General features: G+C 63.3%; 31 protein-coding genes. 23 read left to right on the forward strand and 8 right to left on the reverse strand.

All coding sequences use genetic code 11. From position 1 onward, the window contains the following. Positions 1-5 precede the first annotated feature (5 nt). Entirely contained in the window at positions 6-611 is a 606-nt protein-coding gene (locus tag LMTR3_RS04870; protein ID WP_065743952.1) for a TlpA family protein disulfide reductase, read from the forward strand. Between the two features lie 38 nt (positions 612-649). On the opposite strand, the gene LMTR3_RS04875 is transcribed toward LMTR3_RS04870, so the two are convergent. Beyond that, positions 650-1,201, reverse strand: coding sequence for an invasion associated locus B family protein (locus tag LMTR3_RS04875; protein WP_065743953.1), 552 nt, complete (start codon positions 1,199-1,201; stop codon positions 650-652). A 513-nt stretch (positions 1,202-1,714) separates the two neighbouring features. Between LMTR3_RS04875 and coxB the strand changes: the two genes are divergently transcribed. From coxB to LMTR3_RS04920, 9 genes are all read left to right on the forward strand, one after another. Beyond that, positions 1,715-2,548 (forward strand): cytochrome c oxidase subunit II, encoded by an 834-nt coding sequence (coxB, locus tag LMTR3_RS04880; protein WP_065743954.1) that lies wholly within the window; start codon positions 1,715-1,717, stop codon positions 2,546-2,548. A gap of 84 nt (positions 2,549-2,632) precedes the next feature. Beyond that, complete coding sequence (gene ctaD / locus LMTR3_RS04885; protein WP_065743955.1) at positions 2,633-4,252, forward strand: cytochrome c oxidase subunit I; 1,620 nt, start codon at positions 2,633-2,635, stop codon at positions 4,250-4,252. 59 nt (positions 4,253-4,311) lie between these two features. Next, a complete protein-coding gene (locus tag LMTR3_RS04890; protein ID WP_065743956.1) occupies positions 4,312-5,250 on the forward strand; it encodes a heme o synthase in 939 nt (312 codons plus the stop codon). An 18-nt stretch (positions 5,251-5,268) separates the two neighbouring features. Continuing rightward, the gene (locus LMTR3_RS04895) at positions 5,269-5,433 is read left to right on the forward strand and encodes a cytochrome c oxidase system small membrane protein (RefSeq protein WP_065726586.1); all 165 of its coding nucleotides are present in this window, start codon (positions 5,269-5,271) and stop codon (positions 5,431-5,433) included. 5 nt (positions 5,434-5,438) lie between these two features. Continuing rightward, complete coding sequence (locus LMTR3_RS04900) at positions 5,439-6,083, forward strand: cytochrome c oxidase assembly protein (protein ID WP_065743957.1); 645 nt, start codon at positions 5,439-5,441, stop codon at positions 6,081-6,083. A gap of 92 nt (positions 6,084-6,175) precedes the next feature. Further along, positions 6,176-7,066 (forward strand): cytochrome c oxidase subunit 3, encoded by an 891-nt coding sequence (locus LMTR3_RS04905; RefSeq protein ID WP_065743958.1) that lies wholly within the window; start codon positions 6,176-6,178, stop codon positions 7,064-7,066. Between the two features lie 250 nt (positions 7,067-7,316). After that, positions 7,317-7,703 (forward strand): DUF983 domain-containing protein, encoded by a 387-nt coding sequence (locus tag LMTR3_RS04910; RefSeq protein WP_065743959.1) that lies wholly within the window; start codon positions 7,317-7,319, stop codon positions 7,701-7,703. Beyond that, complete coding sequence (locus LMTR3_RS04915) at positions 7,700-8,467, forward strand: SURF1 family protein (protein ID WP_065743960.1); 768 nt, start codon at positions 7,700-7,702, stop codon at positions 8,465-8,467. Before LMTR3_RS04910 ends, LMTR3_RS04915 begins: the two co-directional genes overlap by 4 nt. A gap of 204 nt (positions 8,468-8,671) precedes the next feature. After that, entirely contained in the window at positions 8,672-9,019 is a 348-nt protein-coding gene (locus LMTR3_RS04920) for a nuclear transport factor 2 family protein (protein WP_245319762.1), read from the forward strand. Between the two features lie 3 nt (positions 9,020-9,022). Here LMTR3_RS04920 and LMTR3_RS04925 read toward each other — a convergent pair whose 3' ends face one another. Then, a complete protein-coding gene (locus LMTR3_RS04925; RefSeq protein ID WP_349643788.1) occupies positions 9,023-10,345 on the reverse strand; it encodes a histidine kinase in 1,323 nt (440 codons plus the stop codon). Positions 10,346-10,458: 113 nt separating this feature from the next. Between LMTR3_RS04925 and LMTR3_RS04930 the strand changes: the two genes are divergently transcribed. Together LMTR3_RS04930 and LMTR3_RS04935 are read left to right on the forward strand one after the other, a co-directional pair. Next, a complete protein-coding gene (locus LMTR3_RS04930) occupies positions 10,459-11,103 on the forward strand; it encodes a response regulator transcription factor (RefSeq protein ID WP_065744048.1) in 645 nt (214 codons plus the stop codon). Positions 11,104-11,261: 158 nt separating this feature from the next. Further along, complete coding sequence (locus LMTR3_RS04935; RefSeq protein ID WP_065743962.1) at positions 11,262-11,474, forward strand: hypothetical protein; 213 nt, start codon at positions 11,262-11,264, stop codon at positions 11,472-11,474. On the opposite strand, the gene LMTR3_RS38335 is transcribed toward LMTR3_RS04935, so the two are convergent. After that, positions 11,471-11,677 carry a hypothetical protein gene (locus tag LMTR3_RS38335; protein WP_065743963.1) on the reverse strand — a complete coding sequence of 69 codons (207 nt, stop codon included), beginning with the start codon at positions 11,675-11,677 and terminating at the stop codon, positions 11,471-11,473. The genes LMTR3_RS04935 and LMTR3_RS38335 overlap by 4 nt on opposite strands. Positions 11,678-12,172: 495 nt before the next feature. On the opposite strand from LMTR3_RS38335, the gene paoA reads away from it, so the two are divergent. The 8 genes from paoA (at position 12,173) to LMTR3_RS04980 (ending at position 21,998) form a co-directional block, all read left to right on the forward strand. After that, positions 12,173-12,823 carry an aldehyde dehydrogenase iron-sulfur subunit PaoA gene (gene paoA, locus LMTR3_RS04945; RefSeq protein ID WP_065743964.1) on the forward strand — a complete coding sequence of 217 codons (651 nt, stop codon included), beginning with the start codon at positions 12,173-12,175 and terminating at the stop codon, positions 12,821-12,823. After that, the gene (locus LMTR3_RS04950) at positions 12,820-13,770 is read left to right on the forward strand and encodes an FAD binding domain-containing protein (RefSeq protein WP_065743965.1); all 951 of its coding nucleotides are present in this window, start codon (positions 12,820-12,822) and stop codon (positions 13,768-13,770) included. The genes paoA and LMTR3_RS04950 overlap by 4 nt, the downstream gene beginning before the upstream one ends. Positions 13,771-13,786: 16 nt before the next feature. After that, positions 13,787-15,991 carry an aldehyde oxidoreductase molybdenum-binding subunit PaoC gene (gene paoC / locus LMTR3_RS04955; protein ID WP_065743966.1) on the forward strand — a complete coding sequence of 735 codons (2,205 nt, stop codon included), beginning with the start codon at positions 13,787-13,789 and terminating at the stop codon, positions 15,989-15,991. Between the two features lie 315 nt (positions 15,992-16,306). Further along, positions 16,307-17,575 (forward strand): lipoprotein-releasing ABC transporter permease subunit, encoded by a 1,269-nt coding sequence (locus LMTR3_RS04960; RefSeq protein WP_065743967.1) that lies wholly within the window; start codon positions 16,307-16,309, stop codon positions 17,573-17,575. 369 nt (positions 17,576-17,944) lie between these two features. Continuing rightward, positions 17,945-19,363 (forward strand): threonine synthase, encoded by a 1,419-nt coding sequence (thrC, locus tag LMTR3_RS04965; protein WP_065743968.1) that lies wholly within the window; start codon positions 17,945-17,947, stop codon positions 19,361-19,363. Continuing rightward, a complete protein-coding gene (locus tag LMTR3_RS04970; RefSeq protein WP_065743969.1) occupies positions 19,360-20,649 on the forward strand; it encodes a M16 family metallopeptidase in 1,290 nt (429 codons plus the stop codon). The genes thrC and LMTR3_RS04970 overlap by 4 nt, the downstream gene beginning before the upstream one ends. Before the next feature lie 22 nt (positions 20,650-20,671). After that, on the forward strand, positions 20,672-21,259 hold the full coding sequence (locus LMTR3_RS04975; protein WP_057845472.1) for a GNAT family N-acetyltransferase: 588 nt from the start codon (positions 20,672-20,674) through the stop codon (positions 21,257-21,259). A 100-nt stretch (positions 21,260-21,359) separates the two neighbouring features. After that, positions 21,360-21,998 carry a hypothetical protein gene (locus LMTR3_RS04980; protein WP_065743970.1) on the forward strand — a complete coding sequence of 213 codons (639 nt, stop codon included), beginning with the start codon at positions 21,360-21,362 and terminating at the stop codon, positions 21,996-21,998. A gap of 52 nt (positions 21,999-22,050) precedes the next feature. Here the strand turns inward: LMTR3_RS04980 and LMTR3_RS04985 are convergent, their stop codons facing one another. The 5 genes from LMTR3_RS04985 to LMTR3_RS05005 all read right to left on the reverse strand — a co-directional run bounded on the left by LMTR3_RS04985 (position 22,051) and on the right by LMTR3_RS05005 (position 24,646). After that, positions 22,051-22,536, reverse strand: coding sequence for a F0F1 ATP synthase subunit B family protein (locus tag LMTR3_RS04985; RefSeq protein ID WP_065743971.1), 486 nt, complete (start codon positions 22,534-22,536; stop codon positions 22,051-22,053). A 4-nt stretch (positions 22,537-22,540) separates the two neighbouring features. Further along, complete coding sequence (locus LMTR3_RS04990; RefSeq protein WP_065743972.1) at positions 22,541-23,104, reverse strand: F0F1 ATP synthase subunit B family protein; 564 nt, start codon at positions 23,102-23,104, stop codon at positions 22,541-22,543. A 57-nt stretch (positions 23,105-23,161) separates the two neighbouring features. Further along, positions 23,162-23,392, reverse strand: coding sequence for a F0F1 ATP synthase subunit C (locus tag LMTR3_RS04995; protein WP_028348038.1), 231 nt, complete (start codon positions 23,390-23,392; stop codon positions 23,162-23,164). Positions 23,393-23,449: 57 nt separating this feature from the next. Beyond that, positions 23,450-24,205: a F0F1 ATP synthase subunit A gene (locus LMTR3_RS05000; protein ID WP_065743973.1), complete on the reverse strand. Its 756-nt coding sequence runs from the start codon at positions 24,203-24,205 to the stop codon at positions 23,450-23,452. Positions 24,206-24,274: 69 nt separating this feature from the next. Then, positions 24,275-24,646 (reverse strand): AtpZ/AtpI family protein, encoded by a 372-nt coding sequence (locus LMTR3_RS05005; protein ID WP_028348040.1) that lies wholly within the window; start codon positions 24,644-24,646, stop codon positions 24,275-24,277. Between the two features lie 275 nt (positions 24,647-24,921). Between LMTR3_RS05005 and LMTR3_RS05010 the strand changes: the two genes are divergently transcribed. The 3 genes from LMTR3_RS05010 (at position 24,922) to LMTR3_RS05020 (ending at position 26,775) form a co-directional block, all read left to right on the forward strand. Beyond that, positions 24,922-25,545 carry a 2-hydroxychromene-2-carboxylate isomerase gene (locus tag LMTR3_RS05010; protein WP_065743974.1) on the forward strand — a complete coding sequence of 208 codons (624 nt, stop codon included), beginning with the start codon at positions 24,922-24,924 and terminating at the stop codon, positions 25,543-25,545. Between the two features lie 64 nt (positions 25,546-25,609). After that, positions 25,610-26,149 carry a hypothetical protein gene (locus tag LMTR3_RS05015; protein ID WP_065743975.1) on the forward strand — a complete coding sequence of 180 codons (540 nt, stop codon included), beginning with the start codon at positions 25,610-25,612 and terminating at the stop codon, positions 26,147-26,149. A 152-nt stretch (positions 26,150-26,301) separates the two neighbouring features. Continuing rightward, positions 26,302-26,775 carry a secondary thiamine-phosphate synthase enzyme YjbQ gene (locus LMTR3_RS05020; protein ID WP_065743976.1) on the forward strand — a complete coding sequence of 158 codons (474 nt, stop codon included), beginning with the start codon at positions 26,302-26,304 and terminating at the stop codon, positions 26,773-26,775. The last annotated feature ends 10 nt before the right edge of the window (positions 26,776-26,785 follow it).

Raw genomic sequence — 26,785 nt, forward strand, 5'->3', positions numbered from 1 at the left:
GCGCCATGACGCCACATCGCGGGCTAACACGTCGCACTGTCGTTGCAGGGATGCTCGGGGCTGGCGCCTCGGTCGCGATGTCGGCTGCATCCAGGCGCGCCCAGGCCGAAGGTCCGCCGCCATTCGCCACCTCCCGGCATCAGTTCATCCAGCTTCGTGGCGCGAGGCCTGTCCCGTCCGTGCCTATCCCGCGTCTCTCCGGCGGCGCGCTCGATTTGACCTCCTTGAGAGGGAAGGTGGTGCTCGTCAATTTCTGGGCGACCTGGTGTCCGGCCTGCCGGACCGAACTGCCGATGCTGGACAGCCTGGCGGCGAGCGACGTCAGGAATCTCGCGGTGATCGCGGTGGCAACGGATCGCGACCGCTCGGTCGTTGCGCCTTTCGTGAAAGGGTTGAAGCTTCGGCGCCTCGCGATCGGGCTTGATCCGGAAGGGCTTGTGGCAAGAGCCGGCGCAAGCGGCCAGGCCGACACGCCGTTCGCGCTCTATGGCATGCCCATTACCTTCCTGATCGGCATCACCGGGCAAGTCGAAGGCTATATCAGCGGTGAAGCAGACTGGCTTTCCATTGAGGCGCGCCGGCTGCTCGATTACTACGGCAGTGCCGGTTGAGTCGATCGGCCGAATCTTGCGGAGCTATCGGCTCGCCCTCACGGCAGCTTGTCATATCCCTCACCCAGCCCGTTCAGGCTGAGCGGAAACCCGATGCCCTCTTCGGGCGTCTCAAAAATAATAAACGTCGCCGTCTTGGCACCCCGGAGCTGGCCCAACAGCTTTTCGTCCATCACCACCTCGGCGACACAGCCATTCGGCAGGCAGCGGACAAACCCGGCGCGGCCGACGTCCTGGTTGTCGAGCTTGAGCCCAAGACCGGAGGGGAGCAGCACGCCGAGGGGGGCGACCACCCGCATCAGCTTGCTCTTCTGGTCGGCGGTTTTCAGCACGATCACGGTCAGGCCGGCGTTCGAGCGGTCCTCGGCGACCACGCTCTGGATCAGGGCGCATTGCTCGCCTTGGGCACCAGGCGGGGTGTCGCAGCGGATTTGCCAGTCGCCATGGACCGACCGCACCGCGCCTTGCGCGCTCGCCGCCTGGGTTAAGCCGAGCAGGAAGGCCACGGCGAGCAGGCCGCCGAGCCAGCGGGCCGGTTCCAGGCGATATCCTGCCTGATGTCGTCGCGCCCTATGTTTCGAACGCCCCATCCGGGTCGATCCTCTCACGATTTCCGGCAGCGCCGGCAGCACATATTGTAACTGGACTTACCCGGACTGATACGCAATGACGGCGCCTTGAAGGCAGTCCGGGAGCCAATCCGCGCCGTCGAGGACCATCGGACCCAAGCGAATCAGGTCGCTCGGGAGCGCCGTGAGTGTGCCTACATCCGGCAATCGGGCTGTCAAGCGGTGCAGGGCTGCCAAACGGCAGGTTTTGCCTGATTTGTCAGGAAAATCCGACGTCCGGCGAATAGCAGGTGACGCATGGCTTTGCGCCCCACTACTGCATTGCGAGAGCCTTAGAATTATGGTTTGAGAGGCTGGATTTCGACGCGTTCTAACGATCTGGCCCGGGGTGCCGCAGCAATACTGTTGCAGGTACTTTCGAAGGTGTACTTCCAAAGTACCTCCGGTAGGCCGTTTGTGAGGGCGGATCGTGCGGCATTTCCGGCCATCCGGCCGAAATGCTTTGGGGATTATTTCTAAAGGAGCGCGAGCGGCATGAAGATGTCGAGTGGCCTGATGGGCCGGCGGTTGCTGGGGTTGGCGGTAGCGGGCATGGCGCTCGTCTCCGGCGGGACGGCTTTTGGGCAGCAGCCGAAGCCGTGGGAAATCACGCTGCAGGAAGCCGCGACCCCGGTGATGGAAAACATCATCAGCTTCCATAATTTGCTGCTGGTGATCATCACGCTGATCACCCTGTTCGTGCTGGCGCTGTTGGTCATCGTGGTCGTGAAGTTCAACGCCAGGGCCAATCCGGTCCCTTCCCGGACCACCCACCACACGCTGATCGAGGTGGCCTGGACGCTGATCCCGGTGCTGATCCTGGTCGGCATCGCGGTGCCGTCGTTCCGTCTCCTGTTCCAGCAGCTCGACGTTCCCAAGGCCGACCTGACCGTCAAGGTCACCGGCAAGCAGTGGTACTGGAGCTACGCCTACCCGGATAACGGCAAGTTCGAGTTCGATTCGCTGATGGCGCAGGACAAGCAACCGCGCCTGCTCGGCGTCGACAACGAAATGGTGGTGCCGGTCAACAAGGTGATCCGGGTCCAGACCACCGGCGCCGACGTGATCCACGCGTTCGCGGTGCCCTCGTTCGGCATCAAGATCGACTCGATCCCCGGCCGTCTCAACGAGACCTGGTTCAAGGCGACCAAGACCGGCATGTATTACGGTCAGTGCTCGGAACTGTGCGGCAAGGATCACGCCTTCATGCCGATCGCGGTCAAGGTGGTGAGCGATCAGGAATTCGCGGAGTGGGTTGAGGCGGCGAAGAAGAAATATGCGACCAACCCGGCGAATACCTACGCCTCGGCTGGTCAGGCCGCGCAGTAGGGCGCGGGCCAAGGGACAAGCAAGGGACAAGGGCGACCGGACCTGAAAAGGTCCGAAAAGGGGACTGCAAGGCAGGATTACAAAATGGCAACGACCGCAGCGACACACCACGATCACGCCCATGATGACCATGCGCATGCCAATCCGACCGGATGGCGGCGCTGGCTCTATTCGACGAACCATAAGGACATCGGCACGATGTACCTTATCTTCGCGATCTTCGCGGGCATAATCGGGGCTGCGATGTCGATCGCGATCCGCATCGAGCTGATGTATCCCGGCGTCCAGTTCTTCCACGAATCCCACACCTACAATGTGTTCGTGACCTCGCACGGCCTGATCATGATCTTCTTCATGGTGATGCCGGCGATGATCGGCGGCTTCGGCAACTGGTTCGTGCCGCTGATGATCGGCGCGCCCGATATGGCGTTCCCGCGCATGAACAACATCTCGTTCTGGCTGTTGCCGGCCTCCTTCGCGCTCTTGTTGATGTCCACCTTCGTCGAGGGTGAACCGGGCGCCAACGGCGTCGGCGCGGGCTGGACCATCTACGCGCCGCTGTCGACCTCGGGCCATCCGGGACCGGCGGTCGATTTCGCGATCCTGTCGCTGCATCTGGCTGGCGCTTCCTCGATTCTCGGCGCCATCAACTTCATCACCACGATCTTCAACATGCGCGCCCCGGGCATGACCCTGCACAAGATGCCGCTGTTCGTCTGGTCGATCCTGGTGACGGTGTTCCTGCTGTTGCTGTCGCTGCCGGTACTCGCCGGCGCCATCACCATGCTGCTCACCGACCGTAATTTCGGCACCACGTTCTTCTCCGCCGACGGCGGCGGCGATCCGGTGCTGTTCCAGCATCTGTTCTGGTTCTTCGGCCACCCCGAAGTGTACATCCTGATCCTGCCCGGCTTCGGCATGATCAGCCAGATCGTCTCCACCTTCTCGCGCAAGCCCGTGTTCGGCTATCTCGGCATGGCCTACGCCATGGTCGCGATCGGCGGCATCGGCTTCGTGGTGTGGGCGCACCACATGTACACGGTCGGCATGTCCAGCGCGACGCAGGCCTATTTCGTCGCCGCCACCATGGTGATCGCGGTGCCGACCGGCGTGAAGATCTTCTCCTGGATCGCCACGATGTGGGGCGGCTCGATCGAATTCCGCACGCCGATGCTGTGGGCGATCGGCTTCATCTTCCTGTTCACGGTCGGCGGCGTCACCGGCGTCGTGCTGGCGAATGCCGGCGTCGATCGCGTGCTGCAGGACACCTACTACGTGGTCGCGCACTTCCACTACGTGCTGTCGCTGGGCGCGGTGTTCGCGATCTTCGCGGGCTGGTACTACTGGTTCCCGAAGATGTCCGGCTACATGTATTCGGAAACCATCGGCAAGCTGCACTTCTGGGTCACCTTCATCGGCGTCAACCTGGTGTTCTTCCCGCAGCACTTCCTCGGCCTGTCGGGCATGCCGCGCCGCTATGTCGACTATCCCGACGCGTTCGCGGGCTGGAACTTGGTGTCCTCGGTCGGCTCGTACATTTCGGGCTTCGGCGTGCTGATCTTCATCTACGGCGTGGTCGATGCCTTCATGAAGAAGCAGGCGGCTGCCAACAATCCGTGGGGCGCCGGTGCCACCACGCTGGAATGGACGCTGACGTCGCCGCCGCCCTTCCACCAGTTCGAAGTGCTGCCGCGCGTGCAGTAAACGGTTGTTCGCGGCGCGCCATCGTTGCGCGCCGCAGCTTTAGTGAAGCGAGATAAATCTTGTCGGTAGTCGACCACAACGCCATCGATGCCCTGCCTCGGATTTCCGAGGCTGATGTCGGTGATTACCTCGCGCTGCTGAAGCCGCGGGTAATGTCGCTCGTGATCTTCACCGCGCTGGTCGGCCTCTTCATTGCGCCCGGCCACGTCCATCCGGTCATCGCCTTCACATCTATTCTCTGCATTGCCGTCGGGGCCGGCGCCTCTGGCGCGATGAACATGGCCCTGGAAGGCGACATCGATGCTCTGATGACGCGCACCGCCAACCGGCCGATCCCGCGCGGACGCATCACGAGCGCGGAAGCGATGGCGTTCGGCCTGACGCTGGCGTTCTTCGCGGTGATGACGCTCGGCGTCCTCGTCAACTGGCTTGCCGGCGGACTGCTGGCGTTCACGATCTTCTTTTACGTCGTGATCTACACCATGTGGCTGAAGCGCTGGACCGCGCAGAACATCGTGATCGGCGGTGCCGCCGGCGCGCTGCCGCCTGTCGTGGCGTGGGCCGCGGCCACCGGCTCGCTGGCGATGGAGCCGCTGCTCCTGTTCCTCATCATCTTCTTCTGGACCCCGCCGCATTTCTGGGCGCTGGCGCTGTTCCGCAGCGACGATTATGCCCGCGCCGGGATTCCGATGCTGCCCGTGGTTGCAGGGCCCGACGCGACACGGCTGCAGATCCTGCTCTACACGATCGTGCTGGTCGCCATCGCCGCAGCGCCCTGGCCGCTCGGCTATTTCGACGCGGTCTACGGCGTCACTTCGCTGGCGCTCGGTGCCGGCATGATGTGGCTCGCGATCGAGGTCTATCGCCACCGCGAAGGCAAGCAGGCGCAGCGCGCCACCCGCCGGCTATTTGCCTTCTCGATCCTCTATCTGTTCGCGTTGTTTGCGACGCTCCTGCTCGAGGTCGTGATTCGCGCCGTCGCAGCTATGGTCGGGTAGGGGGCGCATGGAACGCTTATGGACGACAAGCGCAAGCCAGATGGAATCGTCCTCACCGAGGCGCAGAAGCGGAGCCGCCGTCATCGCTCGATCGCCATTGCGCTCGCGCTCGGTGTCCTCGTCGTGCTGTTTTTCGCGGTCACCATGGTCAAGGGGCCGGGCGTTCTCGTCCGTCCGTTGTGATTGAGATGCAGAACGACCCGCAGATCAGCGAGGGCAGGGCGGAAGGCGAGAGGGTTGCCTCGCGCCGTACCTTGACGCGCGATGCGGCCGTCGCCTCGATCTGCGGCTTCGTCGTGGTGCTGATGGTCGGCGCGTCCTATGCGGCCGTGCCGTTCTACAACTGGTTCTGCCGCGCCACCGGCTTCAACGGCACCACACAGGTTGCGACCTCGGCACCGTCAGACGCGCCGCTGGAGCGCAAGATCGCGGTGCGGTTCGACGCCAATGTCGGCCCCGGACTGCCCTGGAAATTCGAGCCCGAGCAGAACGAGATCGAAGTCCGCATCGGCGAGGTCGTCACCGTCTTCTATACCGTGACCAACCAGGCCGCGCGCGCCACCGCCGGCGTTGCCGCCTACAACGTCGCGCCGCTCACCGTCGGCGCCTATTTCCAGAAGATCAACTGCTTCTGCTTCACCGAACAGACCATGGGCCCCGGCGAGAAGCGCGAGATGCCCGTGGTGTTCTACGTCGATCCGGCGCTGGCGAAAGACGTCGAGAACGACGGACTGAAGACGATTACGCTATCCTACACCTTCTATCCCGTGCGCGAACCGGCACCGAAGCCGCTCGCGGCCGGTGAAACGGATAAGCGCAAGGGAAACCTGTAAGCTCGGAATTCCGTTTCTGGCGGGATTTCGCGATTTGATTGTTGAGACGAATATGTGCCGAAGGGAACGGCACATCTAACGGAGAGACCGCAATGGCTACGGCGCACGCGAAGCACCACGACTACCACCTCGTCGATCCGAGCCCGTGGCCGGTCGTCGGCTCGATCTCGGCCTTCATCATGGCCGTGGGCGCGATCGCCTGGATGCATCACATGTTCGCTGCCGCGCCGATCATCTTCGGCGTCGGCACCATCGGCGTGCTCTACACCATGGCAAGCTGGTGGGGCGACGTGATCCGCGAAGCCCAGTACAAGGGCGACCACACCCGCGTGGTGCAGATCAGCCACCGCTACGGCATGATCCTGTTCATCGCCTCCGAGGTGATGTTCTTTGTCGCCTGGTTCTGGGCGTTCTTTAATTCCGCGCTGTTCCCTGCGGATGCGGTCCACGCCACCCGCGACGCGGTGTTCGGTTGCGGCCCGGGGACGGCTGCCGGTGCCTGCAGCGTGCCGGGCACCTGGCCGCCGAAGGGCATCGAGACCTTCGACCCCTGGCACCTGCCGCTGCTCAACACGCTGTTGCTGCTGACCTCGGGCACCACGGTGACCTGGGCGCACCACGCGCTGCTCGAGAACGACCGCCAAGGGCTCAAGTACGGCCTCATCCTCACCGTCGTGCTCGGCGCCTGCTTCACCGCCGTGCAGGCCTACGAATATGCCCACGCCACGTTCACGTTCTCGGGCAATATCTACGGCGCGACCTTCTTCATGGCCACCGGCTTCCACGGCTTCCACGTGCTGGTCGGCACTGTCTTCCTCCTGGTCTGCCTGTTCCGCGCCTATGCCGGCCACTTCACCTCCAAGCAGCACCTCGGCTTCGAATTCGCGGCCTGGTACTGGCACTTCGTCGACGTGGTGTGGCTGTTCCTGTTCGTCACCATCTACGTCTGGTTCCGCGGCGCGGGACCGGTGGCCGGGCACTGATGCAGGCTTGACGTGCTACAAGGGGGCGGTCGGAAGGACCGCCCCTTTCTCTTACCCTTCTCCCCTTGTGGGAGAAGGTGCCCATAGGCGGCCTGCGGCCGCCGTTCTTCAGAACGCCGATGCTTTGCATCGGCTGCGGCGGAAGCGAAGGCGGATGAGGGGTCTGTCTCCGCGGAGAGAACCCCTCACCCGTCGCCTCACTTCGTGAGGCGCCACCCTCTCCCACAAGGGGAGAGGGAAGGAAAAGTCGATGGCTGACACGCAACCCACACTAACTCAGAGCGCGCTCCGCGGCCTTGCCTGCCGCTGCCCGCGTTGCGGCAAGGGCAAGCTCTATGCGGGCTTCCTCGACCTGCGCCCGAATTGCGAAGCTTGCGGGCTCGACTACGCCTTCATCGATTCCGGCGACGGTCCTGCGATCTTCATCATCATGCTGGCGGGCGCAATCGTGGTCACCGCCGCCCTGATCGTCGAAGTCAAATATCAGCCGCCGTTCTGGCTGCATGCGGCGCTCTGGCTGCCGCTGATCGCAGTGACCACGCTTCTGCCGTTACGCTCGATGAAGTCGCTGCTGATCGCGCTGCAATTCCATCACAAGGCGGCGCCGGGCCGGCTGATCGACCGCGAGCCGAAATGACCGGCCTTTCGTCACGGCGGCGGCCGGTCGTCGGCTTTGCCGTCTTCACGCTGCTGATGGTCGTGGCCTTCGCAGGCCTCGGAATCTGGCAATTGCAGCGCCGGGTCGAGAAGCACGCGCTGATCGCGATGCTGAACGAACGGCTCGCCGCTACGCCTGGCATGCTGCCGGCTCAATCGCAATGGCATTCGCTGACGCCAGCCAAAGACGAATTCCGCCGCGTCAGCTTCACCGCGACCTACGCGCCGTTGCCGGACGCGATGGTCTATAGCGCGGGCTCCGCGGTGCGCAATGACGTCTCCGGCCCCGGCACCTGGGCTTTCCTGCCGGCCCGTCTCGCCGATGGCAGCACCATCGTGGTCAACACCGGCTTTGTGCAGAACACGATGCAGGACCGGGCCCAGCAGGATCGCGCCGTGAGACGGCTCATCACCGGTGACCCGGTGCAGCTCACCGGCTATATCCGCTTTCCCGAGAGCGCCGGCACGCTGACGCCGCCGGAGAGCGTAGCAAAACGGCTTTGGTTCACCCGCGATCATCTCGCGATGGCGCGCGCGCTCGGCTGGGGCGAGGACGGCAAGGCCGTCGCGCCATTCTATGTCGATCTGGAACAACCGGTGCCGGAAAATGGCATTCCAAAGCCCGGGCCGCTCTCCGTGCACCTCAAGGACGATCACCTGCAATACGCCATCACCTGGTTCACGCTGGCCTTCGCAGTCGTCATCGCGTTCCGTGTATGGTGGCGTGCGCAGCGTCGAGCGTGAGACCCGTATTCATCCGGACTAGCCTGGTGGAACCTTTGTTCCGCACAATCATTTAAGGTACCACGGTGAGTTCCGGAAACAGGCTGTTCAGTGTCCATTCACGACGATCGCCATACTCCGTCACCCGCGTTGGAACTCGGGACAGGGTATGGCAACGTGGATGGGATCGCGGAATTGGCTGATGATTTCGATCAGGTAGCATTGGTGGTCGACTGGCTGGACGCGTGCCGCAATCGCGACCTCGCGACATTGCTCGACCTCTATTCTGATGACGCGATGGCCGAATGCCGGTGCGGCGAGGCCAAGGTCAGCGAAGGCCGCGCCGGACTCGAATCCTACTGGCGGCCGCGCCTCGATGCGATTGCGCCCACCGCATTCGGGCTGGAGGAAATCACGCCAACCGCTGACGGCGTCGTGCTCGACTACCTGAGCCACGAAGGCGCGCCCGTCCGCATCGCATTCACCTTTTCGCGCGACGCCAAGATCCTGCGGACCACCTGTGCCCCTTCGGGCCAGGCGTTGCGCCAGGAAGTTGCCGCCGTTGGCGACTGATCGTTAACTCCGTTCTGCGTGTTGCGAATGTGAGGTGGAATCGCCCACCGGAAGCCGGCAACGAATGCTGGTGCGCCCTGCCTCGCGCAGCAATTCAAGCGTCCCGCTCAGCGCTCGAACGCGCTCCAGCATTCCCGTCAGTCCCCGGCCGAATACCCGATCCGCCGGAAAGCCGATGCCGTCGTCGGATACTTCCACGGTCACTTCGCGCTCGTTGATACCTGCCGAGACATGCATCGATTTCGCCTTGGCGTGGCGGAGCACATTTGTCACCGCCTCCTGGATCACGCGATAGACCGTCTGCGACAGCAGGCCGTCGACCTCGTTCAGTGCCGCGTCGATCTGCGACGTCACTTTGAGATCAGGCGACTGCGCCTTCGCATTCCGCAGCAGCGTCTGGATGCTCTTCTCCAGGCCGAGCTCCTGAATGTAGAGCGGCCGCAAGCGGTCGAGGATGCGGCGGTTCGCCTGCTGCAATGTTTCGACCGACTGCAGAATGCCATCGGCCGCGCTCCTCAGCTCCGCATTCGCGGACGGGATGGTTTCCAGGAGCGCCACCGTGTTGGCGCGGATCCCGAACAGCAGTGGCCCGAGTTCATCATGGAGCTCGCGCGCCATATCCTGACGTTCGTCATCCTGCAGCGACATGATCCGGCGCAGCAGGCTGCGATTATCCTGGCTGAGGCGATTGAGGGTGCGGGCGAGTTTGTTGGCTTCCTGCGCGCTCCTGCGGATCTCGGGGGGACCGGCAGGGGAGATTAGCTGTTCGTAATTCCCCGTTCGCATGCGAGTCAGGCCGTCGCCCAGATTCTGCAGCGGCACCAATGCGGAGCGCACGGTGAAGTGGGCAATCGCCCCCGTCAGCAGCATCAGGACAATTCCGGCGCAGGCGATCGCCAGAAATCCGATCCACTTTTCGTAGATGTCGGCGGACATGTCCGGCGCAAACACGATATCGCCGACCTGCTTCCCCTCGACCATCACCGGGAAGGCTGTCCCGATTTCGGGGATGGCGAGGAGGTGGACGAACCAGTCAGGCACCGTTCCCAGGGGAGTCTGCACCTCGGGAGGGTAAACATCGAGGTCGGTCCCGAGGCGCCGAAACCGGATTGTTTCCGACGTTCCAAGTGATTCCACGAAGGCATCGAGGGTTGCTTGCGGATTGGCCGAAGCTCGAAGCGCAGCGTTGAGCGCCGTCGCGACCGTTCTGGCCGAGCGGGTCCCTGGCTGGGCTTCCTCCACAAGTTGCGCAGAGGCAAAGATCTGGAGCGAAACGGCTCCGGCCAGCAGGGCGGCCACGAACATCAGGCCGAGCGGCAGCAACAACCGCGTTCTAAGAGAAAGCCTTTCCCACATTTGCACTATTTTAGTTCCCGCAACCCAAGATTTCTCTTTCCAAATACCGCCAACCGCTTATTTATCCCGGAAGGGGATGGATGATGCAAAATTCCGCCAGACCGGCAACGAAGGTATTGATCGTCGACGACCATCCGGTGGTCCTGTCCGGTTGCCGTTCGCTGTTCGCCTCGGACAATTCCGTCAAGATCGAGGAGGCCACCGACGCCAAGTCCGGCCACCGCGCCTATGTTGCCAGGAAGCCCGACGTCACGGTTATCGACATCAAGCTTCCCGACGTTTCTGGTTTCGAGCTGATGCGGCGCATCCGCAAGGACGATCCGCGCGCCAGGATCATCATGTTTAGCATGAATGACGATCCGGCGTTCGTCGTTCGCGCCATCGAGATGGGCGCGCAGGGCTATGTTTCGAAGGGCGACGATCCGCGGATGCTGGTAAGGGCCGTCCGCAAGGTGGCCGCGGGCGAGAATTTCATTTCACCGCAACTGGCGGAGGCGGTGACGTTTTCAGGCGCGTCGATCAAGGCCAATCCGGCATCGCTGATGACGGCGCGCGAGCTGGAAATCCTGCGGTTGTTGGGTCGCGGCGACAAGATCGTCGAAGTCGCCGACGCGCTGGAGATTTCTTACAAAACGGTTGCCAACACTACCTCGCTGCTCAAGCAGAAGCTCGGCGCCAAGAACCATTCGGACTTGATCCGGATCGCGGTCGAGATGGGGCTCGGCTGAACGCACTGGCATCCGCGTGGGCTACACCACCAGCCGTGCCGCACGGGCGCGCTCCGTTCGCGCCGTTGCCAAGCAAGAAGATGATGCGGATAGTCTGCCGCCGGTTGACGGGAGAAACTGGCAAAGTAACCTTGCGGAGCATTTGCAAGGAGAGCTGGATGAACAGTCCGGATATCGCAGAAGCTGCGTTTGCACGGGCCTGGAGCGTCTACCTGCTGATCCACAGCGGTATCGACGAGAACGATGCACGCCGGGCCAGTCTCCAGCATTTTATCGAGCAGCGCTGCATGGCGGGCGAGACCGACACGGAGCTCCTGGCGGTCGAGGGGCTGAAATATCTCAAAAGCCTGGAACGACCCCGGAAGGACTAGTTCGCCGCCGCCTCGTCCGACGGTTCATCCTCGGTAAGATCGGGAAAAACTGGAACAATCGATTCCATCGCGCGTTGCCCGGCATTATTGGAGCCCTCGAGGAACGACGCCTTGAAGAATTTCTGACGATCGAAGCGCTGTCTCTCCGATGGCCTGTCGCGAAGACCGCTGCCGCCGCCGAATTCCAGGAGGCGCGAGACCACGATGGCGGGTGGCCGAAACCGGCACGAAAACCATGAAGGTCTGCACAAATCAGTGACGGACCCTTCCAGGAGAGAGGGCTGCAGGTTCGCCTGCGGCCCTTTTGTTGGTCCGGCAACAAGCATCAGCGCCGGTAACGCAGCGCCTCAACGAGCACAGCAGAGGCGGCTGAAACACCGAGCTGCGCCGCCGCCCCGGGTGAAGCTTCTTACGCGCGCCACTGCAAGGAACACGGTGAGATCGCTGATGTTTTGCCGCGCCATTCATGAATCCAGTTCATAGGTACAAGTTAATCCTGTCACCTAATAGGACGCGCCTGCGGCCGCTAGATGTTGGGCCCTGCGTCGCTCGCGCTCTATCAAACGTGAACGCCGGCCAGGAACAGCCGAAACGCGGCGCAGTTACAGGAGCGCAGCCGGATATTTCACGCGGGCAGCGGTCAAGATCGCGCGCTACCTCGAACGGATCCGGGCGAAAAGCACAAACGGGAACACGACATGAAAAGTCCGAGCGACTTCGAATTATCGCGCCGTAAACTGTTGGCGGGAAGCGCCGCATCGATAGCGCTGACGGCCGCGCCGTCCATCGTCAATGCGCAAGTGCCTGCCGTGGAGGCTGCCGTTGCTGATGTCTCTGCCGTATGGAAAGTCTCCTTCACCGTGAACGGAGCGGCGCGCGGCCTCACGCTGGACCCACGAACCACGCTGCTCGACGCGCTGCGAGAGCACCTGCATCTCACCGGCACCAAGAAGGGCTGCGACCACGGCCAGTGCGGCGCCTGCACCGTCATCGTTGGCGGAAGGCGGATCAATTCCTGCATGACGCTCGCCGTGATGCACGAGGGCGAGCGCATCACGACCGTCGAGGGGCTCGGCACGCCCGAGAACATGCACCCGATGCAGGCCGCTTTCGTCAAGCATGACGGTTACCAATGCGGCTATTGCACGCCCGGACAAATTTGTTCGGCCGTCGCAGTGCTCGACGAGATCAAGGCCGGCATCCCGAGCCACGTCAGTGCCGACCTGAACGCGCCGCCGCAACTCAGCAATGCCGAGCTCCGCGAGCGCATGAGCGGCAACATCTGCCGTTGCGGCGCCTATTCCAACATCGCCGAGGCAATATCGGAAGTCGCCGGGAGGCCCGCATGAGATCATTCACCTACGAACGCGCCCGCACGCCGGCTGAGGCCGCGGCTTCCGCGATGCGCAAGCCGGATGCCAAATTCATCGCCGGTGGCACCAATCTCCTGGACCTGATGAAACTCGAGATCGAGACGCCGGCCCATCTGATCGATGTCAACGGCCTCGCGCTCGACAAGATCGAGCCGACGCAGGAGGGCGGACTACGCATCGGCGCGCTGGTGCGCAACACCGATCTCGCCGCGGACGCGCGCGTGCGGCGCGACTATGGCGTATTGTCGCGCGCGCTGCTCTCCGGCGCCTCGGGGCAATTGCGCAACATGGCGACCACCGCAGGCAATCTGCTGCAGCGAACGCGCTGCCCTTACTTCTATGACACCAATCAGTCCTGCAATAAACGGAAGCCCGGCAGCGGCTGTGCGGCGATCGGCGGCTTCAGCCGCCAGCATGCTGTTATAGGCGTAAGCGAAGCCTGCATCGCGACCCATCCGAGCGACATGGCGGTGGCGATGCGCGCGCTCGACGCCACGGTCGAAACCGTGCGGCCCGACGGCGCGACGCGAACGATCCCGATTGCCGAATTTTACCGTCTGCCCGGCGATACGCCGCATATCGAAACGACGTTGATGCCGGGCGAATTGATCACCGCGGTGACGCTGCCAAAACCGGTCGGTGGCAAGCAGATCTACCGCAAGGTGCGCGACCGCGCCTCCTACGCCTTCGCGCTGGTATCGGTGGCTGCGATCGTGCAGCGCGACGGAACGGGGCGTGTCGCGCTCGGCGGCGTCGCGCACAAGCCATGGCGGGTCGAGGCGGCCGAGGCCCAGATGCCGCGTGGCGCCAAGGCGGTCGCCGCACAATTGCTCGCCGACGCCAAACCGACGCGGGAGAATTCATTCAAGCTGGCGCTGGCCGAACGCACGTTGGGCGCCGTGCTGGCTGAAGCGAAAGGCTGATCCGAAAGGTTGATCCATGAGATTCGAAACCGCTGCCACAATCAATCCGATCGACCAGCTCAAGGTGGTCGGCAAGCCCGCCGATCGCATCGATGGTCCGCTCAAGACCACGGGCACCGCGCGTTATGCCTACGAGCACCATGAAGGCGTTTCAAATCCGGCTTACGGCTACGTGATCGGCTCGGCCATCGCCAAGGGCCGGATCGCCGGTATGGATCTCGCTGCCGCCAAGTCGGCACCCGGCGTGCGCGCCATCGTCACGGCTGATAATGCCGGCAAGCTCGGCAAGGGTGACCGCAACACCGCGAAGCTGCTCGGCGGTCCCGACATCGAACATTATCACCAGGCGATCGCGCTCGTGGTTGCCGATACTTTCGAGCAGGCCCGCGCCGCTGCGGAACTCGTCCGCGTCGACTATGTCCGAACCGATGGCGCCTTCGATCTCGCGGCGGTCAAGGACATTGCCAAGCCCCGCGCCGTGTTCGGTGGTCCGGCCGATACCGCAGTCGGTGATTTTGCCGACGCATTCGCCGCAGCGCCGGTTCAACTCGACGCCAACTACACCACGCCCGATCAGGCGCATGCGATGATGGAGCCGCATGCCTCGATCGCCGCCTGGAATGGCGACAAGCTCACGCTCTGGACCTCGAACCAGATGATCGCCTGGGGAGTGGGGGAGGTGGCGAAGACGCTGGACATTCCAAAGGAGAACGTTCGCCTGATCTCGCCCTTCATCGGCGGCGGCTTCGGCTCCAAACTGTTCGTTCGCTCGGATGCACTGCTCGCGGCACTCGGCGCGCGCGCAACCGGGCGGCCGGTCAAGGTGGCGCTGCCGCGGCCCTTTGTCTTCAACAACACCACACATCGCCCCGCAACGATCCAGCGCATCCGCATCGGTGCGGCCCGGGACGGCAAAATCTCGGCTATCGGTCATGAAGAGTGGTCCGGCAATCTGCCCGGCGGCAGGCCCGAGGGCGCGGTCGCCCAGACGCGGCTGCTTTATGCCGGCGCCAACCGCATGACCGCCACGCGGCTCGCCGAGCTGAACTTGCCCGAAGGCAACGCCATGCGCGCGCCGGGCGAGGCATCGGGCATGATGGCGCTTGAGATAGCGGTTGACGAAATGGCCGAGCGGCTCGGCATGGATCCGATCGAGTTCCGTATCATCAACGATACCCAGGTCGATCCGGAAAAGCCCGAGCGGCCGTTCTCGCAGCGCCGCCTCACCGAGTGCCTGCGGACAGGCGCGGAGCGCTTCGGCTGGAACAAGCGCAATCCGCAGCCGGGCAGGGTCCGCGACGGCCGGTGGCTGGTCGGCATCGGCGTCGCTGCCGCGTTTCGCAACAATTTGCTGACGAAGTCGGCGGCGCGCGTGCGGCTCGACAACAACGGCGTTGTAACCGTCGAGACCGATATGACCGACATCGGCACCGGCAGCTACACGATCATCGCGCAGACTGCGGCCGAGATGATGGGTGTGCCGATGGAGAAAGTGGTGGTGCGTTTGGGAGACTCGACTTTCCCGGTGTCATCAGGCTCCGGCGGACAATGGGGCGGCAACAACTCGACCGCAGGCGTTTATGCCGCATGCGTCAAGCTGCGCGAGGCGGTCGCGCAAAAACTTGGTTTCAACTCGGCGGAAGCGGAGTTCGCTGATGGTGAGGTTCGCTCGGGTAATCGCCGCGTACCGCTGGCGCAAGCCGCGGGCGATAGCGGCCTCGGCGCCGAGGACGGCATTGAGTATGGCGACGTCGACAAGAAGTATCAGCAATCGACCTTCGGCGCGCACTTCGTCGAGGTCGGCGTCGATGTCGCCACGGCCGAGATGCGTGTGCGCCGGATGCTTGCAGTCTGTGCCGCCGGCCGCATCCTCAATCCGAAGACCGCGCGCAGTCAGGTGATCGGCGCGATGACCATGGGCGTTGGCGCAGCGCTGATGGAGGAACTCGTCGTCGACGAGCGCGCTGGCTTCTTCGTCAACCATGATCTCGCTGGGTACGAGGTCCCGGTTCACGCCGACATTCCGCATCAGGACATGATCTTCCTCGACGAGACCGACCCGATGTCGTCGCCGATGAAGGCCAAGGGTGTCGCCGAGCTCGGCATCTGCGGCGTTGCGGCGGCGGTCGCCAACGCCGTCTACAACGCCACCGGCGTCCGCGTGCGCGACTATCCGATCACGCTAGACAAGCTGCTGGAGGAAATGCCGGACGTCGGTTGAGCTTGAGCGAACGCGTATTGAACTTCGAGGCTTGACCCAGGGCATCCGCAAGGGAAGCGCCATGATCACGCGAAGACGTCTGCTCGCCACCACGGGCTCACAATACCGGGCTTGATTGGAGCAAAATCTTGAGAGCTTGACCTAGGGCCGGGCGCGTCCCGGCCCTCCACGTCTTCCTGCTTTATTGAGAAACCGTTTGTCGTTCGCTGCTCGCGGCGCCCTAATCTGACGTGGCAGGAATATGGCGGTGGACGAGTATCTCATTCTTCATAGCTAGCGCGCCAATCGTACCAAAAAACGCGCTAAAGTGGAGCCATGGAGATTCCACGCCCCCTGCCGTTCTCGGCATTCGAATGGCTGCTGTCCGGGCGGTACTTGCGGGCGCGTCGCAAGGAAGGCTTCATTTCCGTCATCGCCGGTTTTTCCTTCCTGGGCATCATGCTCGGCGTTGCGACGCTGATTATCGTGATGGCGGTCATGAACGGCTTCCGGAAGGAGCTGGTGGGCAAGATCGTCGGCCTGAACGGCCATCTTCTGGTGCAACCGCTGGAGCAGCCGTTGACGGACTGGGAGGACGTCACCGAGCGCATCAGTCAGGTGCAAGGCATACGGCTCGCCGTTCCCGTGGTGGACGCTCCGGCGCTGGCATCGTCGGCGCACAACGCCTCCGGCGTGCTCGTGCGCGGCATTCGTTCCGACGATCTCAACAAACTTGCCGCGATCGCCGGCAACGTCCAGCAGGGCTCGCTGGATGGTTTCGATCAGGGGCAAGGGGTCGCGATCGGACGCCGGCTTGCCGATCAATTGTCGCTGCGTGCCGGCGACAACATCACGCTGGTCGCGCCGGATGGCGCAGCGAGGTCGAAGGGCACGACGGCGCGGATCAAGCCGTACAAGGTTGCGGCGGTGTTCAGCATCGACATGTCGGAATATGATTCCGTCATGGTCTTTCTGCCGCTCGCCGAGGCGCAGGCCTATTTCAACCGCGCCGATGACGTGAGCGCCATCGAAATTTTTATCGACGGCAGCCCTGACCGGGTCGACAGCTTCCGAAGGCCGGTAGCTGACGCCGCGGGACGGCCGGTGTTGCTCGTCGACTGGCGGCGGCGTACATCGGCGTTCTTCGCCGCACTTCAGGTCGAACGGAATGTCATGTTCCTGATCCTGACCTTGATCGTGCTGGTCGCTGCGCTGAACATCGTGTCGGGCCTGATCATGCTGGTGAAGGACAAGGGCAGCGACATCGCGATCCTGCGCACCGTGGGCGCCTCGCGAGGGGCAATCATGCGGATATTCCTGATCGCAGGTGCTGCGATCGGCGTGCTCGGCACGGTGACCGGACTGCTCGTCGGCATGCTGGTTTGCCTGAATATCGAAACGATCCGGCAATTCCTGTCCTGGCTCACCAATACCGAGCTGTTTCCACCAAAGCTCTACTTCTTGTCGAAGCTGCCGGCGGAGATCGATTTTGGCGAAACCGCCGCCGTCGTGGCCATGGCATTGACGCTGTCATTGCTCGCGACGCTCTATCCATCCTGGCGCGCCGCGCGGCTCGATCCGGTCGATGTGCTTCGATATGGGTGAGGGCGGGGCGGGGGCGCCACTCGTCATTGCGAGCGCAGCGAAGCAATCCACTTCTCCACTTGCCGCGCGATGGATTGCTTCGCTCCGCTCGCAATGACGGGGAGGGAACCCTTGAAATTCAAAACTACGCACTGCCGATGCCGCCACCCCTCTCCCTAACCCTCTCCCGCAAGGGGAGAGGGAACGCACCTTTTTTGAACGACTGGCAGTGATTGAAGCGACAGGCCCCGCAGCGCTCTTTTCGTCCACGAGCCATTTCCCCTTGGCCCCAAAACCCATTATGGTGCGCCCTCGCTTCGCGCTTGGCGAAATCTAATTCATGGCTAATATCAAAGGCTTGGCATAGGGCTTGCGCCTTTGGAGGGTGGTTTGACGCGCTATATTTCGACGCGGGGGGAAGCCCCCGTCCTGGGTTTCTGCGATGTGATGCTGACCGGGCTCGCCCGCGACGGCGGCCTCTACGTGCCTGAGGTGTGGCCGCAATTGTCGAGTGAGACCATCGCCTCCTTTTTCGGCCGGCCCTATTGGGAAGTTGCCGTTGACGTCATCAAGCCGTTTGCCGCGGGCGAAATTTCCGACGCCGATCTAGGCCGCATGGCGAATGAGGCTTATGCGACGTTCCGCCATCCCGCGGTGGTGCCGCTGAACCAGGTCAGCCCCCATCAATTCGTGCTGGAGCTGTTCCACGGCCCGACGCTGGCGTTCAAGGACGTCGCCATGCAGTTGATCTCGCGGCTGATGGATCACGTGCTGGCCAAGCGCAATCAGCGTACCACCATCGTTGTCGCGACCTCAGGCGACACCGGCGGCGCCGCAGTCGATGCGTTCGCCAATCTCGACAATGTCGACCTCGTCGTGCTGTTCCCGAACGGACGTATCTCCGACGTGCAGCGGCGGATGATGACGACGACGGGCGCGTCCAACGTGCATGCGCTGGCGATCGAGGGCACCTTCGACGACTGCCAGGCGCTCCTGAAGGCGATGTTCAACCATCACGGCTTTCGCGACGCGGTCTCGCTGTCGGGCGTCAATTCGATCAACTGGGCGCGGATCGTCGCGCAGGTGGTGTATTACTTCACGTCGGCGGTGGCGCTCGGCGCGCCCGCGCGTACCGTGGATTTCACTGTGCCGACGGGAAATTTCGGCGACATCTTTGCGGGCTACGTGGCGAAGAGGATGGGCCTGCCGGTGCGCTGGCTGCGCATCGCCTCCAACGTCAACGACATCCTGCCGCGCACGCTCAAGACCGGCATCTATGAAGTCCGCGAAGTTCACGCCTCCGCTTCGCCATCGATGGACATCCAGGTCTCCTCGAATTTCGAGCGGTTGTTGTTCGAGGCGAGCCGCCGCGACGCCGACAGTGTCCGCCGGCTGATGGCCTCGCTAAAGCAGTCCGGACGGTTCGTGCTGCCGGATGCCATGCTGGCGGCGATCCGCGAGGAGTTCGACGCCGGCCGCGCCGACGAGACCGAGACGTCGGCCGCGATCCGCGCCGCCTGGCGCGAGGCCGGCGACCTCGTCGATCCCCATACCGCGGTGGCGCTGGCGGTGGCCGATCGCGATACGTCGGACTCGAAGATTCCCAACATCGTGCTGTCGACCGCGCATCCGGCCAAGTTCCCCGATGCGGTGGAAGCCGCGTGTGGCGTGCGGCCGCAACTGCCGGCCTGGCTCGATGGCCTCATGACCAAATCCGAACACATCACGGTGATGAAGAACGATTCAACCGAGGTGGAGCGATTCGTGCGCTCGGTCAGCCGTGCCGCGAAGCAGGGAGTTGCCGGATGAGCGTTGATGTCACCAAGCTGCCGTCCGGCCTGACCGTCGTCACCGACACCATGCCGCATCTGGAAACCGCGGCGCTCGGCGTCTGGGCCGGCGTCGGCGGTCGCGACGAAAAGCCGAACGAGCACGGCATCTCGCATCTTCTCGAACACATGGCTTTCAAGGGCACGAAGCGCCGCTCGTCGCGCGAGATCGTGGAAGAAATCGAGGCGGTCGGCGGCGACCTCAATGCCGGGACCTCGACCGAGACCACGGCCTATTACGCGCGGGTGATGAAGGCCGACGTACCCCTGGCGCTCGACGTGCTCTCCGACATCCTCACCAATCCGTCCTTCGTGCCGGATGAACTCGAGCGCGAGAAGAGCGTCATCGTACAGGAAATCGGCGCGGCGCAGGATACGCCCGACGACGTCGTGTTCGAGCACCTCAACGAGCTCTGCTTTCCGGATCAGCCGATGGGCCGGTCGCTGCTCGGCACCGCGAAGACGCTGAAGAATTTCGATCGCGACATGTTGCGCGGCTATCTGGCGACGCATTACCGCGGCCCCGACATGGTGGTGGCGGCCGCCGGCGCGGTCGACCACAAGCGCGTGGTGGAGGAAGCGGCGCAGAAATTTGCCAGCTTCGACGCCACACCGGCGCCGAAGCCGCAACCGGCGATGTTCGGCAAGGGCGGCTCGCGCGTGGTTCATCGCGATCTCGAACAGGCGCATCTGACGCTGGCGCTCGAAGGCGTACCGCAGACCGACCTGTCGCTGTTTTCGCTGCAGGTCTTCACCAACACGCTAGGCGGCGGGATGTCGTCGCGGCTGTTCCAGGAAGTGCGCGAAAAGCGCGGCCTGTGCTACTCGATCTACACCTTCCACGCGCCCTATACCGACACCGGTTTCTTCGGCCTCTACACCGGCACCGATCCCGGCGATGCCCCGGAGATGATGGAAGTCATCGTCGACGTCATCAACGACTCCGTGGAAACCCTGACCGAAGCCGAGATCGCTCGCGCCAAGGCGCAGATGAAGGCGGGGCTGTTGATGGCGCTGGAAAGCTGCTCGTCCCGGGCTGAACAGCTTGCGCGGCACGTGCTGGCCTATGGACGACCGCTGACGGTGGAGGAGCTGGTCACCAGGATCGATGCTGTCTCCATCGAATCGACCCGCAACGCGGCGCACGCGCTACTGTCCCGCAGTCGGCCGGCGGTTGTCGCGCTTGGCAGCGGAAGGGGGCTGGACACGGCGGTGTCTTTTGCGGAAGGATTGACGCGGTCAAAGGCGAAAACGCTCCTACATTGAAGTAGGGTGGGGGAGAGTGGGCATGGCCCTGTTTCGTTTGCCAGCCAGCGGACCGGCTGCGCTCGTGCCGCGCGGCCATGGCCTCCTGCTGCGCGCTCCCCAGATGGCGGACTTCCCGCAATGGGCGCAATTGCGCGAACAAAGCCGGACCTACCTGACGCCATGGGAGCCGATCTGGCCGTCGGATGATCTGACCCGCGCCGGGTTCCGCCGCCGGCTGCGCCGCTACGCCGAGGATATCGCTGCCGACCGCTCCTATCCCTTCATCATCTTCCGTGAGCGTGATGGCGCCATGATCGGCGGAATCACGCTCGCCAATGTCCGCCGCGGCATCGTGCAGGCCGGGACCATCGGATATTGGGTCGGCGAGCCTCACGCCTGCCGCGGCTACATGACCGCGGCGCTGCGGGTGCTGCTGCCGACGCTGTTCGGTGAACTCAATCTGCACCGCATCGAGGCGGCCTGCATTCCCTCCAATACGCCGTCGATCCGGGTGCTGGAGAAATGCGGCTTCACCCGCGAGGGGCTGGCGCGGCGCTATCTCTGCATCAACGGCATCTGGCAGGACCACCTGCTGTTCGGCCTGCTGCATGAGGATTTCCGCGGCTGAACCGTTGATTTCTAAGCCTTTTGGGTGCCTTGGGTTCGCCGCCATTGGGCTGCTATAAGGCCGCGGGAATAGACGATGACGGGGATGGCAGGGACGTCGCATGGGTGACAATCGTTTACTCAGGGTAGCGATCGCGGCTGCGATCGCGGGTGGACTGGCTTGCACGATGGCCACGCCGGCATCGGCGCAATCGCTGACCGACCGTTTCAAGAGCCTGTTTGGGGGGAAATCGGACGAGCCGGCCACGGACGCGCCTGCCGCGCCGGTACCCCAGGACACCGGCGATCTGACCTGTCCGCCGGTCACGGTCCGGTCAGGCGCTTCCACCTACGCCGTCGCTGCCCCCGGCAAGCAGCCGGTAGGCAACGACCTGCGGTTCCAGGCGACGATCAGCAAGATGGCCCGCGAATGCAGCCTCAATGGCGGCGTGATCACCGCCCGGATCGGCATTCAGGGACGCGTCATCGCAGGCCCCGCCGGCGCGCCGGCTTCGGTCCAGGTCCCCATACGTGTCGCAGTGGTGCACGGCGGCATTTCTGAGAAGACCATCGCCACCAAGGCCTACCAGACCACGGTCAACATGACCGAAAGCGGCAGCGAGCCGTTCACGCTGGTCGCCGAAGATCTCACCTATCCGGTACCCCCCGGCGCTGACGGCGATCGCTACATCTTCTATATCGGCTTCGACCCTCAGGCCCTGAAGCCCGAACGCCCGGCGCCGAAAAGGAAGAAGCAATAAAAAAACCGGCGCGATCGTCTCGCGCCGGCTTTTGGTCGATGGTGGAAAGCGCTCAGTTCAGCTTGGCGCGAACCTCGGCAATGCCCTTGGTGAGCAAGTCGTCGGCGACCGAGCCCTTGACCGACTGCGACAGGATGGTCGAGGCGGCTTCGACCGCAGCGTTGGCGGCGGCGGCGCGGACGTCGGCCAGCGCCTGGGCTTCGGCAAGCGCAATCTTGCTCTCGGCGGTCTTGGTGCGGCGGGCGACGAAGTCTTCCATCTTGGCCTTGGCTTCGGTGGCGATGCGCTCTGCTTCGGCCCTGGCGTTGGCGACGATCTCCTCGGCCTCGCGCTCGGCGCTGGCGCGGCGGGTCTGGTACTCGCCGAGCAGCTTGGCGGCCTCCTCTTTCAGGCGGCGGGCGTCGTCAAGTTCGGCCTTGATGCGTTCGCCGCGATGATCGAGCGCCGTCAGTACCGTCTTGTGGATGCCGAGATAGGCAAACAGCACCAGCAGGATGACGAAGGCGATCGCGACCCAGGTTTCCGGTTCGGTGAACATCGGTCTATCCCTTCAACGACGCATCGACGGCTTTGCTCACCGTCTTCTTGTCGGGCAGCACGCCGGTGAGGCGCTGGACGATCGCGCCGGCCGCATCCCCTGCGATGCCGCGGACATTGCTCATCGCAGCTTCCCGCGTCGCCGCGATCTGCTTCTCGGCGGCGGCAAGCTTGGCGGTGAGCTGGTCTTCCAGTGTCTTGCGCTCGGCTTCCGCGGCCGCGTTCAGCTTCTCGCGGGTCTCGCTGCCGATGGCCTGGGCGCGGGAGCGAGCGGTAGCGAGTTCGGTCTCATATGCTTTCAGCGCCGCGTCCGACTCGTCCTTGAACTTCTGCGCCGCCGCCAGATCGCCCTCGATCGCGTTCTGACGTGCGTCGATCACGCCTTCGACGCGCGGCAGCGCAAAGCGGGACACGATCACATAGAGCGCGACGAACGCGATGACGAGCGACACCAGTTGCGAAGCAAACGTGCTCGACTCGAACGGAGGAAATCCTCCGCCGTGTCCGCCGTCGGCTTCGGTGTGGGCGCCGGTGCCCTTGGCCGGGGTACCATGACTTTTTTCAGCCACGGGGTTCTCCTGTTGCTGTCAGGCGCGCCGCCCGGAGGCGGCGCGTGTGGGTGCAGCTCAGAGCGGAACGAACAGCAAGAGCAGCGCGATCAGCAGCGAGAAAATGCCGAGCGCTTCGGTCACGGCGAAGCCGAAGATCAGGTTGCCGAACTGGCCCTGGGCTGCCGAAGGATTGCGCACTGCAGCGGCGAGGTAGTTGCCGAAGATGATGCCCACGCCGACGCCAGCGCCGCCCATGCCAATTGCCGCGATGCCCGCGCCGATAAGTTTAGCTGCTGCCGGTTCCATTTCTATAGCTCCTTTAGGGGGTAAGACAAAGGTGTGGGTGGAAATTCCCCGGACCGCTTAGTGTCCCGGATGAATGGCGTCGTTGAGGTAGATGCAGGTCAGGATCGCGAACACGTAGGCCTGCAGGAATGCGACCAAGAGTTCGAGCGCGGTCAGCGCCACCGTGAGCGCCAGCGGCAGCACGCCGCCGACCCAGCCGAGCGCGCCGAGCGAGACGCCGAGCATCGCGACGAAACCGGCGAACACTTTCAGCGCGATGTGGCCGGCCAGCATGTTGGCGAACAGACGTACGCTGTGGGAGACCGGCCGCAGGAAGAACGACAGGATTTCGATGAACATGACCAGCGGCAGGATGTAGATCGGCACGCCGGAGGGCACGAAAATCTTGAAGAACTTGAAGCCGTTCTTGTAGAGCCCGTAGATCAGGACGGTGAAGAAAACCAGGAAGGCCAGCGCCGCGGTGACGATGATGTGGCTCGAAACCGTAAACGTGTAGGGGATAATGCCGATCAGGTTCGAGATGCAGATGAACATGAACAGCGAGAAGATCAGCGGGAAGAACTTCATCCCTTCCGCGCCGGCGGTAGAGCGGATCGTCGAGGCGACGAACTCGTAGGAGATTTCCGCGATCGACTGCAGCCGCCCGGGAACCAGTTGCCGTCCCGCCATGCCGCCGATCATCAGTAGCGAGATCACCGCTACCGAGAGGAACATGTAGAGCGAGGAGTTGGTAAAGGCGATCGTTTGGTTGCCGATATGGCCGATCGTGAAGAGGGGTTCGATATTGAACTGGTGGATCGGGTCGATTTTCATCCGCGCGGCTCTTTATCCACCGGCCTGGCCGGCAATCGAATTTCAAATGTCGTGACTTCCCGTCGATGCTCAGCGTCTGCGGGAAGCTACGCCTGCAGATCTCACCACGTTGACCACACCGGCGACGAAGCCGAGCAGCAGAAACACGATGAAACCGAACGGCGACGTCGACAACAAACGGTCGAACCCCCAGCCAATCGCCGCCCCGACGACAACGCCCGCAACCAACTCCGAGGAAAGCCGGAAACCCAGCGCCATCGCAGATGCTCTGGCAGCCCTGTCTCCGCTTTCAGTTCCGGGTTGATCAGTCCTGAGTTTCCGGCTGTCACGAATTTCGGACAACCGTTGATCCAGACTTCCGAGCCTTGCGGAAAGCGCAGCTTCGTCGGAAGACGGCTGATCGCGATTCCCACTAGCGTTGTCGTTCTTGTCTTCGGCCATGCCCAAGACTCTAAACGATGCCAACGGTTGATGGAAATTACGCCCGTCACCCTTGAAAGCCGCGCGGACCATACTTACCGCGTCTAATCAAGTCAAGATTACGCCGTAGCCAGCTAGTGCTTTGATTTTTCTGGAATTATTCGAATATCGTCCGCGGCCCTGTGGACCCGCGATCGCAGTGCAGCAGTATTGCCACAGGGATCGATCTTGTGTGGATTTGGGCGGTCTGCTGGGATGTCCCGGACGAAGCGAAAATCCCAATCCCTGGAGCCCCCATGCCGCGTCAGGTCGATTACTATTTCTCGATCCAATCGCCGTGGGCCTATATCGGCCATCAGCCCTTTCGTGACCTGGTAAGTACTTACGATCTCAAGGTTAATCACAAGCCGGTGGTGCTGGTCGATCTGTTCTCGGAGACTGGCGGCTTGCCCTTGATGAAGCGCCATCCGGTGCGGCAGCGCTATCGGATGGTCGAATTACAGCGCTGGCGCGACAAGCGCGGACTGAAATTCCACCTGCAGCCGGCGAACTGGCCATTCAATGCGCGTCTGGCCGATGGCGTCGTGATCGCGGCGCTGGAGGCCGGCCTCGATCCCGACCGATATCTGCGACGGGCCTTTGCCGGCGTCTGGGAAGAGCAACTCAACCTCGCCGATCCCGCAACGATTGCGAAGCTCGCCGATGAATCGGGGCTGCCCGGCAAGCGATTGGTGCAGCGATCGGGCTCGGAAGAAATCACCGCGGCGTATGAGCAGAATCGCCAGGATGCGCTGGCCGCCGACGTATTCGGCTCGCCGGTCTACGTGCTGGATGGCGAGGTGTTTTGGGGGCAGGACCGCATCGAATTGCTCGGAGACGCGTTGAAGTCCGGCCGCGCGCCCTATAGCTCAGTAGTATAAGGGTGCCTTGAAAGCGCCCCGGCGGTCGAGGAAACCGGTACTGTCCTGAGGCGGGAGCAAGCCCATGAGCAGAGCGAAATCGTCCTCGAAATTGCCCGGCGTTACTGTGCTGGCCGTTTGTCTCGCCGGCGCCGGTCAGGCGCTTGCGGGCCCGATGCCGGAGACCGAGAACGGCCGCTACGCGCTGTCGCCGGCGGGCGATGGCGTGCTTCGCCTCGACACTCGCACCGGCGCAGTCTCGACCTGCAACAATTCCGGTGCGGGCTGGGCCTGCTATGCCGTACCTGACGAGCGGGCGGCGATGGACGCGGAAATCGGCCGTCAGCAAGCCGACATCGTCCGGCTGCAGGCCGAGAATGAGCGGCTCAAGGCGGACCTCGCCTCGCGCGAACCGACCGTACCGGGCAAGATCGAGGAGCCGTTGCCGAAATCGGACTCGCTGAAGAAAAGCGAGCCGAAGGTTGCCGAGGGCGAGCGCAAGATCGAAATCCCGCTGCCGAGCGACCGCGACATGGATCGCATGATGTCGTTCCTAGAGCGGGCCTGGCAGCGATTGATCGAGATCGCCAACCGGCTGCAGCGGGACGTCAGCGGCAAGATTTGACAGTCGCTGAATTTGTAGGGTGGGCAAAGCCAACGGGTCGCGCGAATGCGCGCCCGATGACAGGCTCCGCGTGCCCACCATGATTATCGGTGCAAGAACTGGTGGACACGGCGCAAAGAGCGCCTTTGCCCACCCTACGAAGATCGCCCTTGATGACCACACCCAAATCCCTTTCCCGCACTGCTCCATCCACGGTCAGCGCCATCACCATCGTGTCCTCGCAATTGACCGTGCAGACGCGAGGTGCCGGCTTTACCGACCTCACGGCTGAAGTCGCAAAATTCATCCGTGACGCACATGCGCGCGAGGGCGCGGTGACGCTGTTCATCCGTCACACCTCGGCGTCGCTGACCATCCAGGAAAATGCCGATCCGGCCGTGCTGGTCGATCTGGCCACCGCGCTGAACCGGCTAGCGCCTGAAAATGCCGGCTGGCGTCATGACACCGAGGGGCCGGACGACATGCCGGCGCACATCAAGACCATGCTGACAGCGACCTCGCTGCACATCCCGGTTTTGCAGGGCGCACTCGCGCTGGGTACCTGGCAGGCGATCTATCTGGTCGAGCATCGCGCCCGGCCGCACCGGCGCGAGATCGTGCTGCAGTTCGCCGGCAGCGTGGATTGAAAACCGAGTG

Origin of the sequence: Bradyrhizobium sp. LMTR 3, assembly GCF_001693485.1 — a bacterium.
GTDB lineage: Bacteria > Pseudomonadota > Alphaproteobacteria > Rhizobiales > Xanthobacteraceae > Bradyrhizobium.

Coding starts and splice junctions, on each gene's coding strand:
- LMTR3_RS04870 (WP_065743952.1), top strand. CDS start 6: ATGACGCCACATCGCGGGCTAACACGTCGCACTGTCGTTGCAGGGATG.
- LMTR3_RS04875 (WP_065743953.1), bottom strand. CDS start 1,201: ATGGGGCGTTCGAAACATAGGGCGCGACGACATCAGGCAGGATATCGC.
- coxB (WP_065743954.1), top strand. CDS start 1,715: ATGAAGATGTCGAGTGGCCTGATGGGCCGGCGGTTGCTGGGGTTGGCG.
- ctaD (WP_065743955.1), top strand. CDS start 2,633: ATGGCAACGACCGCAGCGACACACCACGATCACGCCCATGATGACCAT.
- LMTR3_RS04895 (WP_065726586.1), top strand. CDS start 5,269: ATGGACGACAAGCGCAAGCCAGATGGAATCGTCCTCACCGAGGCGCAG.
- LMTR3_RS04900 (WP_065743957.1), top strand. CDS start 5,439: ATGCAGAACGACCCGCAGATCAGCGAGGGCAGGGCGGAAGGCGAGAGG.
- LMTR3_RS04905 (WP_065743958.1), top strand. CDS start 6,176: ATGGCTACGGCGCACGCGAAGCACCACGACTACCACCTCGTCGATCCG.
- LMTR3_RS04910 (WP_065743959.1), top strand. CDS start 7,317: ATGGCTGACACGCAACCCACACTAACTCAGAGCGCGCTCCGCGGCCTT.
- LMTR3_RS04915 (WP_065743960.1), top strand. CDS start 7,700: ATGACCGGCCTTTCGTCACGGCGGCGGCCGGTCGTCGGCTTTGCCGTC.
- LMTR3_RS04930 (WP_065744048.1), top strand. CDS start 10,459: ATGCAAAATTCCGCCAGACCGGCAACGAAGGTATTGATCGTCGACGAC.
- LMTR3_RS04935 (WP_065743962.1), top strand. CDS start 11,262: ATGAACAGTCCGGATATCGCAGAAGCTGCGTTTGCACGGGCCTGGAGC.
- paoA (WP_065743964.1), top strand. CDS start 12,173: ATGAAAAGTCCGAGCGACTTCGAATTATCGCGCCGTAAACTGTTGGCG.
- LMTR3_RS04950 (WP_065743965.1), top strand. CDS start 12,820: ATGAGATCATTCACCTACGAACGCGCCCGCACGCCGGCTGAGGCCGCG.
- paoC (WP_065743966.1), top strand. CDS start 13,787: ATGAGATTCGAAACCGCTGCCACAATCAATCCGATCGACCAGCTCAAG.
- LMTR3_RS04960 (WP_065743967.1), top strand. CDS start 16,307: ATGGAGATTCCACGCCCCCTGCCGTTCTCGGCATTCGAATGGCTGCTG.
- LMTR3_RS04970 (WP_065743969.1), top strand. CDS start 19,360: ATGAGCGTTGATGTCACCAAGCTGCCGTCCGGCCTGACCGTCGTCACC.
- LMTR3_RS04975 (WP_057845472.1), top strand. CDS start 20,672: ATGGCCCTGTTTCGTTTGCCAGCCAGCGGACCGGCTGCGCTCGTGCCG.
- LMTR3_RS04980 (WP_065743970.1), top strand. CDS start 21,360: ATGGGTGACAATCGTTTACTCAGGGTAGCGATCGCGGCTGCGATCGCG.
- LMTR3_RS04985 (WP_065743971.1), bottom strand. CDS start 22,536: ATGTTCACCGAACCGGAAACCTGGGTCGCGATCGCCTTCGTCATCCTG.
- LMTR3_RS04995 (WP_028348038.1), bottom strand. CDS start 23,392: ATGGAACCGGCAGCAGCTAAACTTATCGGCGCGGGCATCGCGGCAATT.
- LMTR3_RS05000 (WP_065743973.1), bottom strand. CDS start 24,205: ATGAAAATCGACCCGATCCACCAGTTCAATATCGAACCCCTCTTCACG.
- LMTR3_RS05005 (WP_028348040.1), bottom strand. CDS start 24,646: ATGGCCGAAGACAAGAACGACAACGCTAGTGGGAATCGCGATCAGCCG.
- LMTR3_RS05010 (WP_065743974.1), top strand. CDS start 24,922: ATGCCGCGTCAGGTCGATTACTATTTCTCGATCCAATCGCCGTGGGCC.
- LMTR3_RS05015 (WP_065743975.1), top strand. CDS start 25,610: ATGAGCAGAGCGAAATCGTCCTCGAAATTGCCCGGCGTTACTGTGCTG.
- LMTR3_RS05020 (WP_065743976.1), top strand. CDS start 26,302: ATGACCACACCCAAATCCCTTTCCCGCACTGCTCCATCCACGGTCAGC.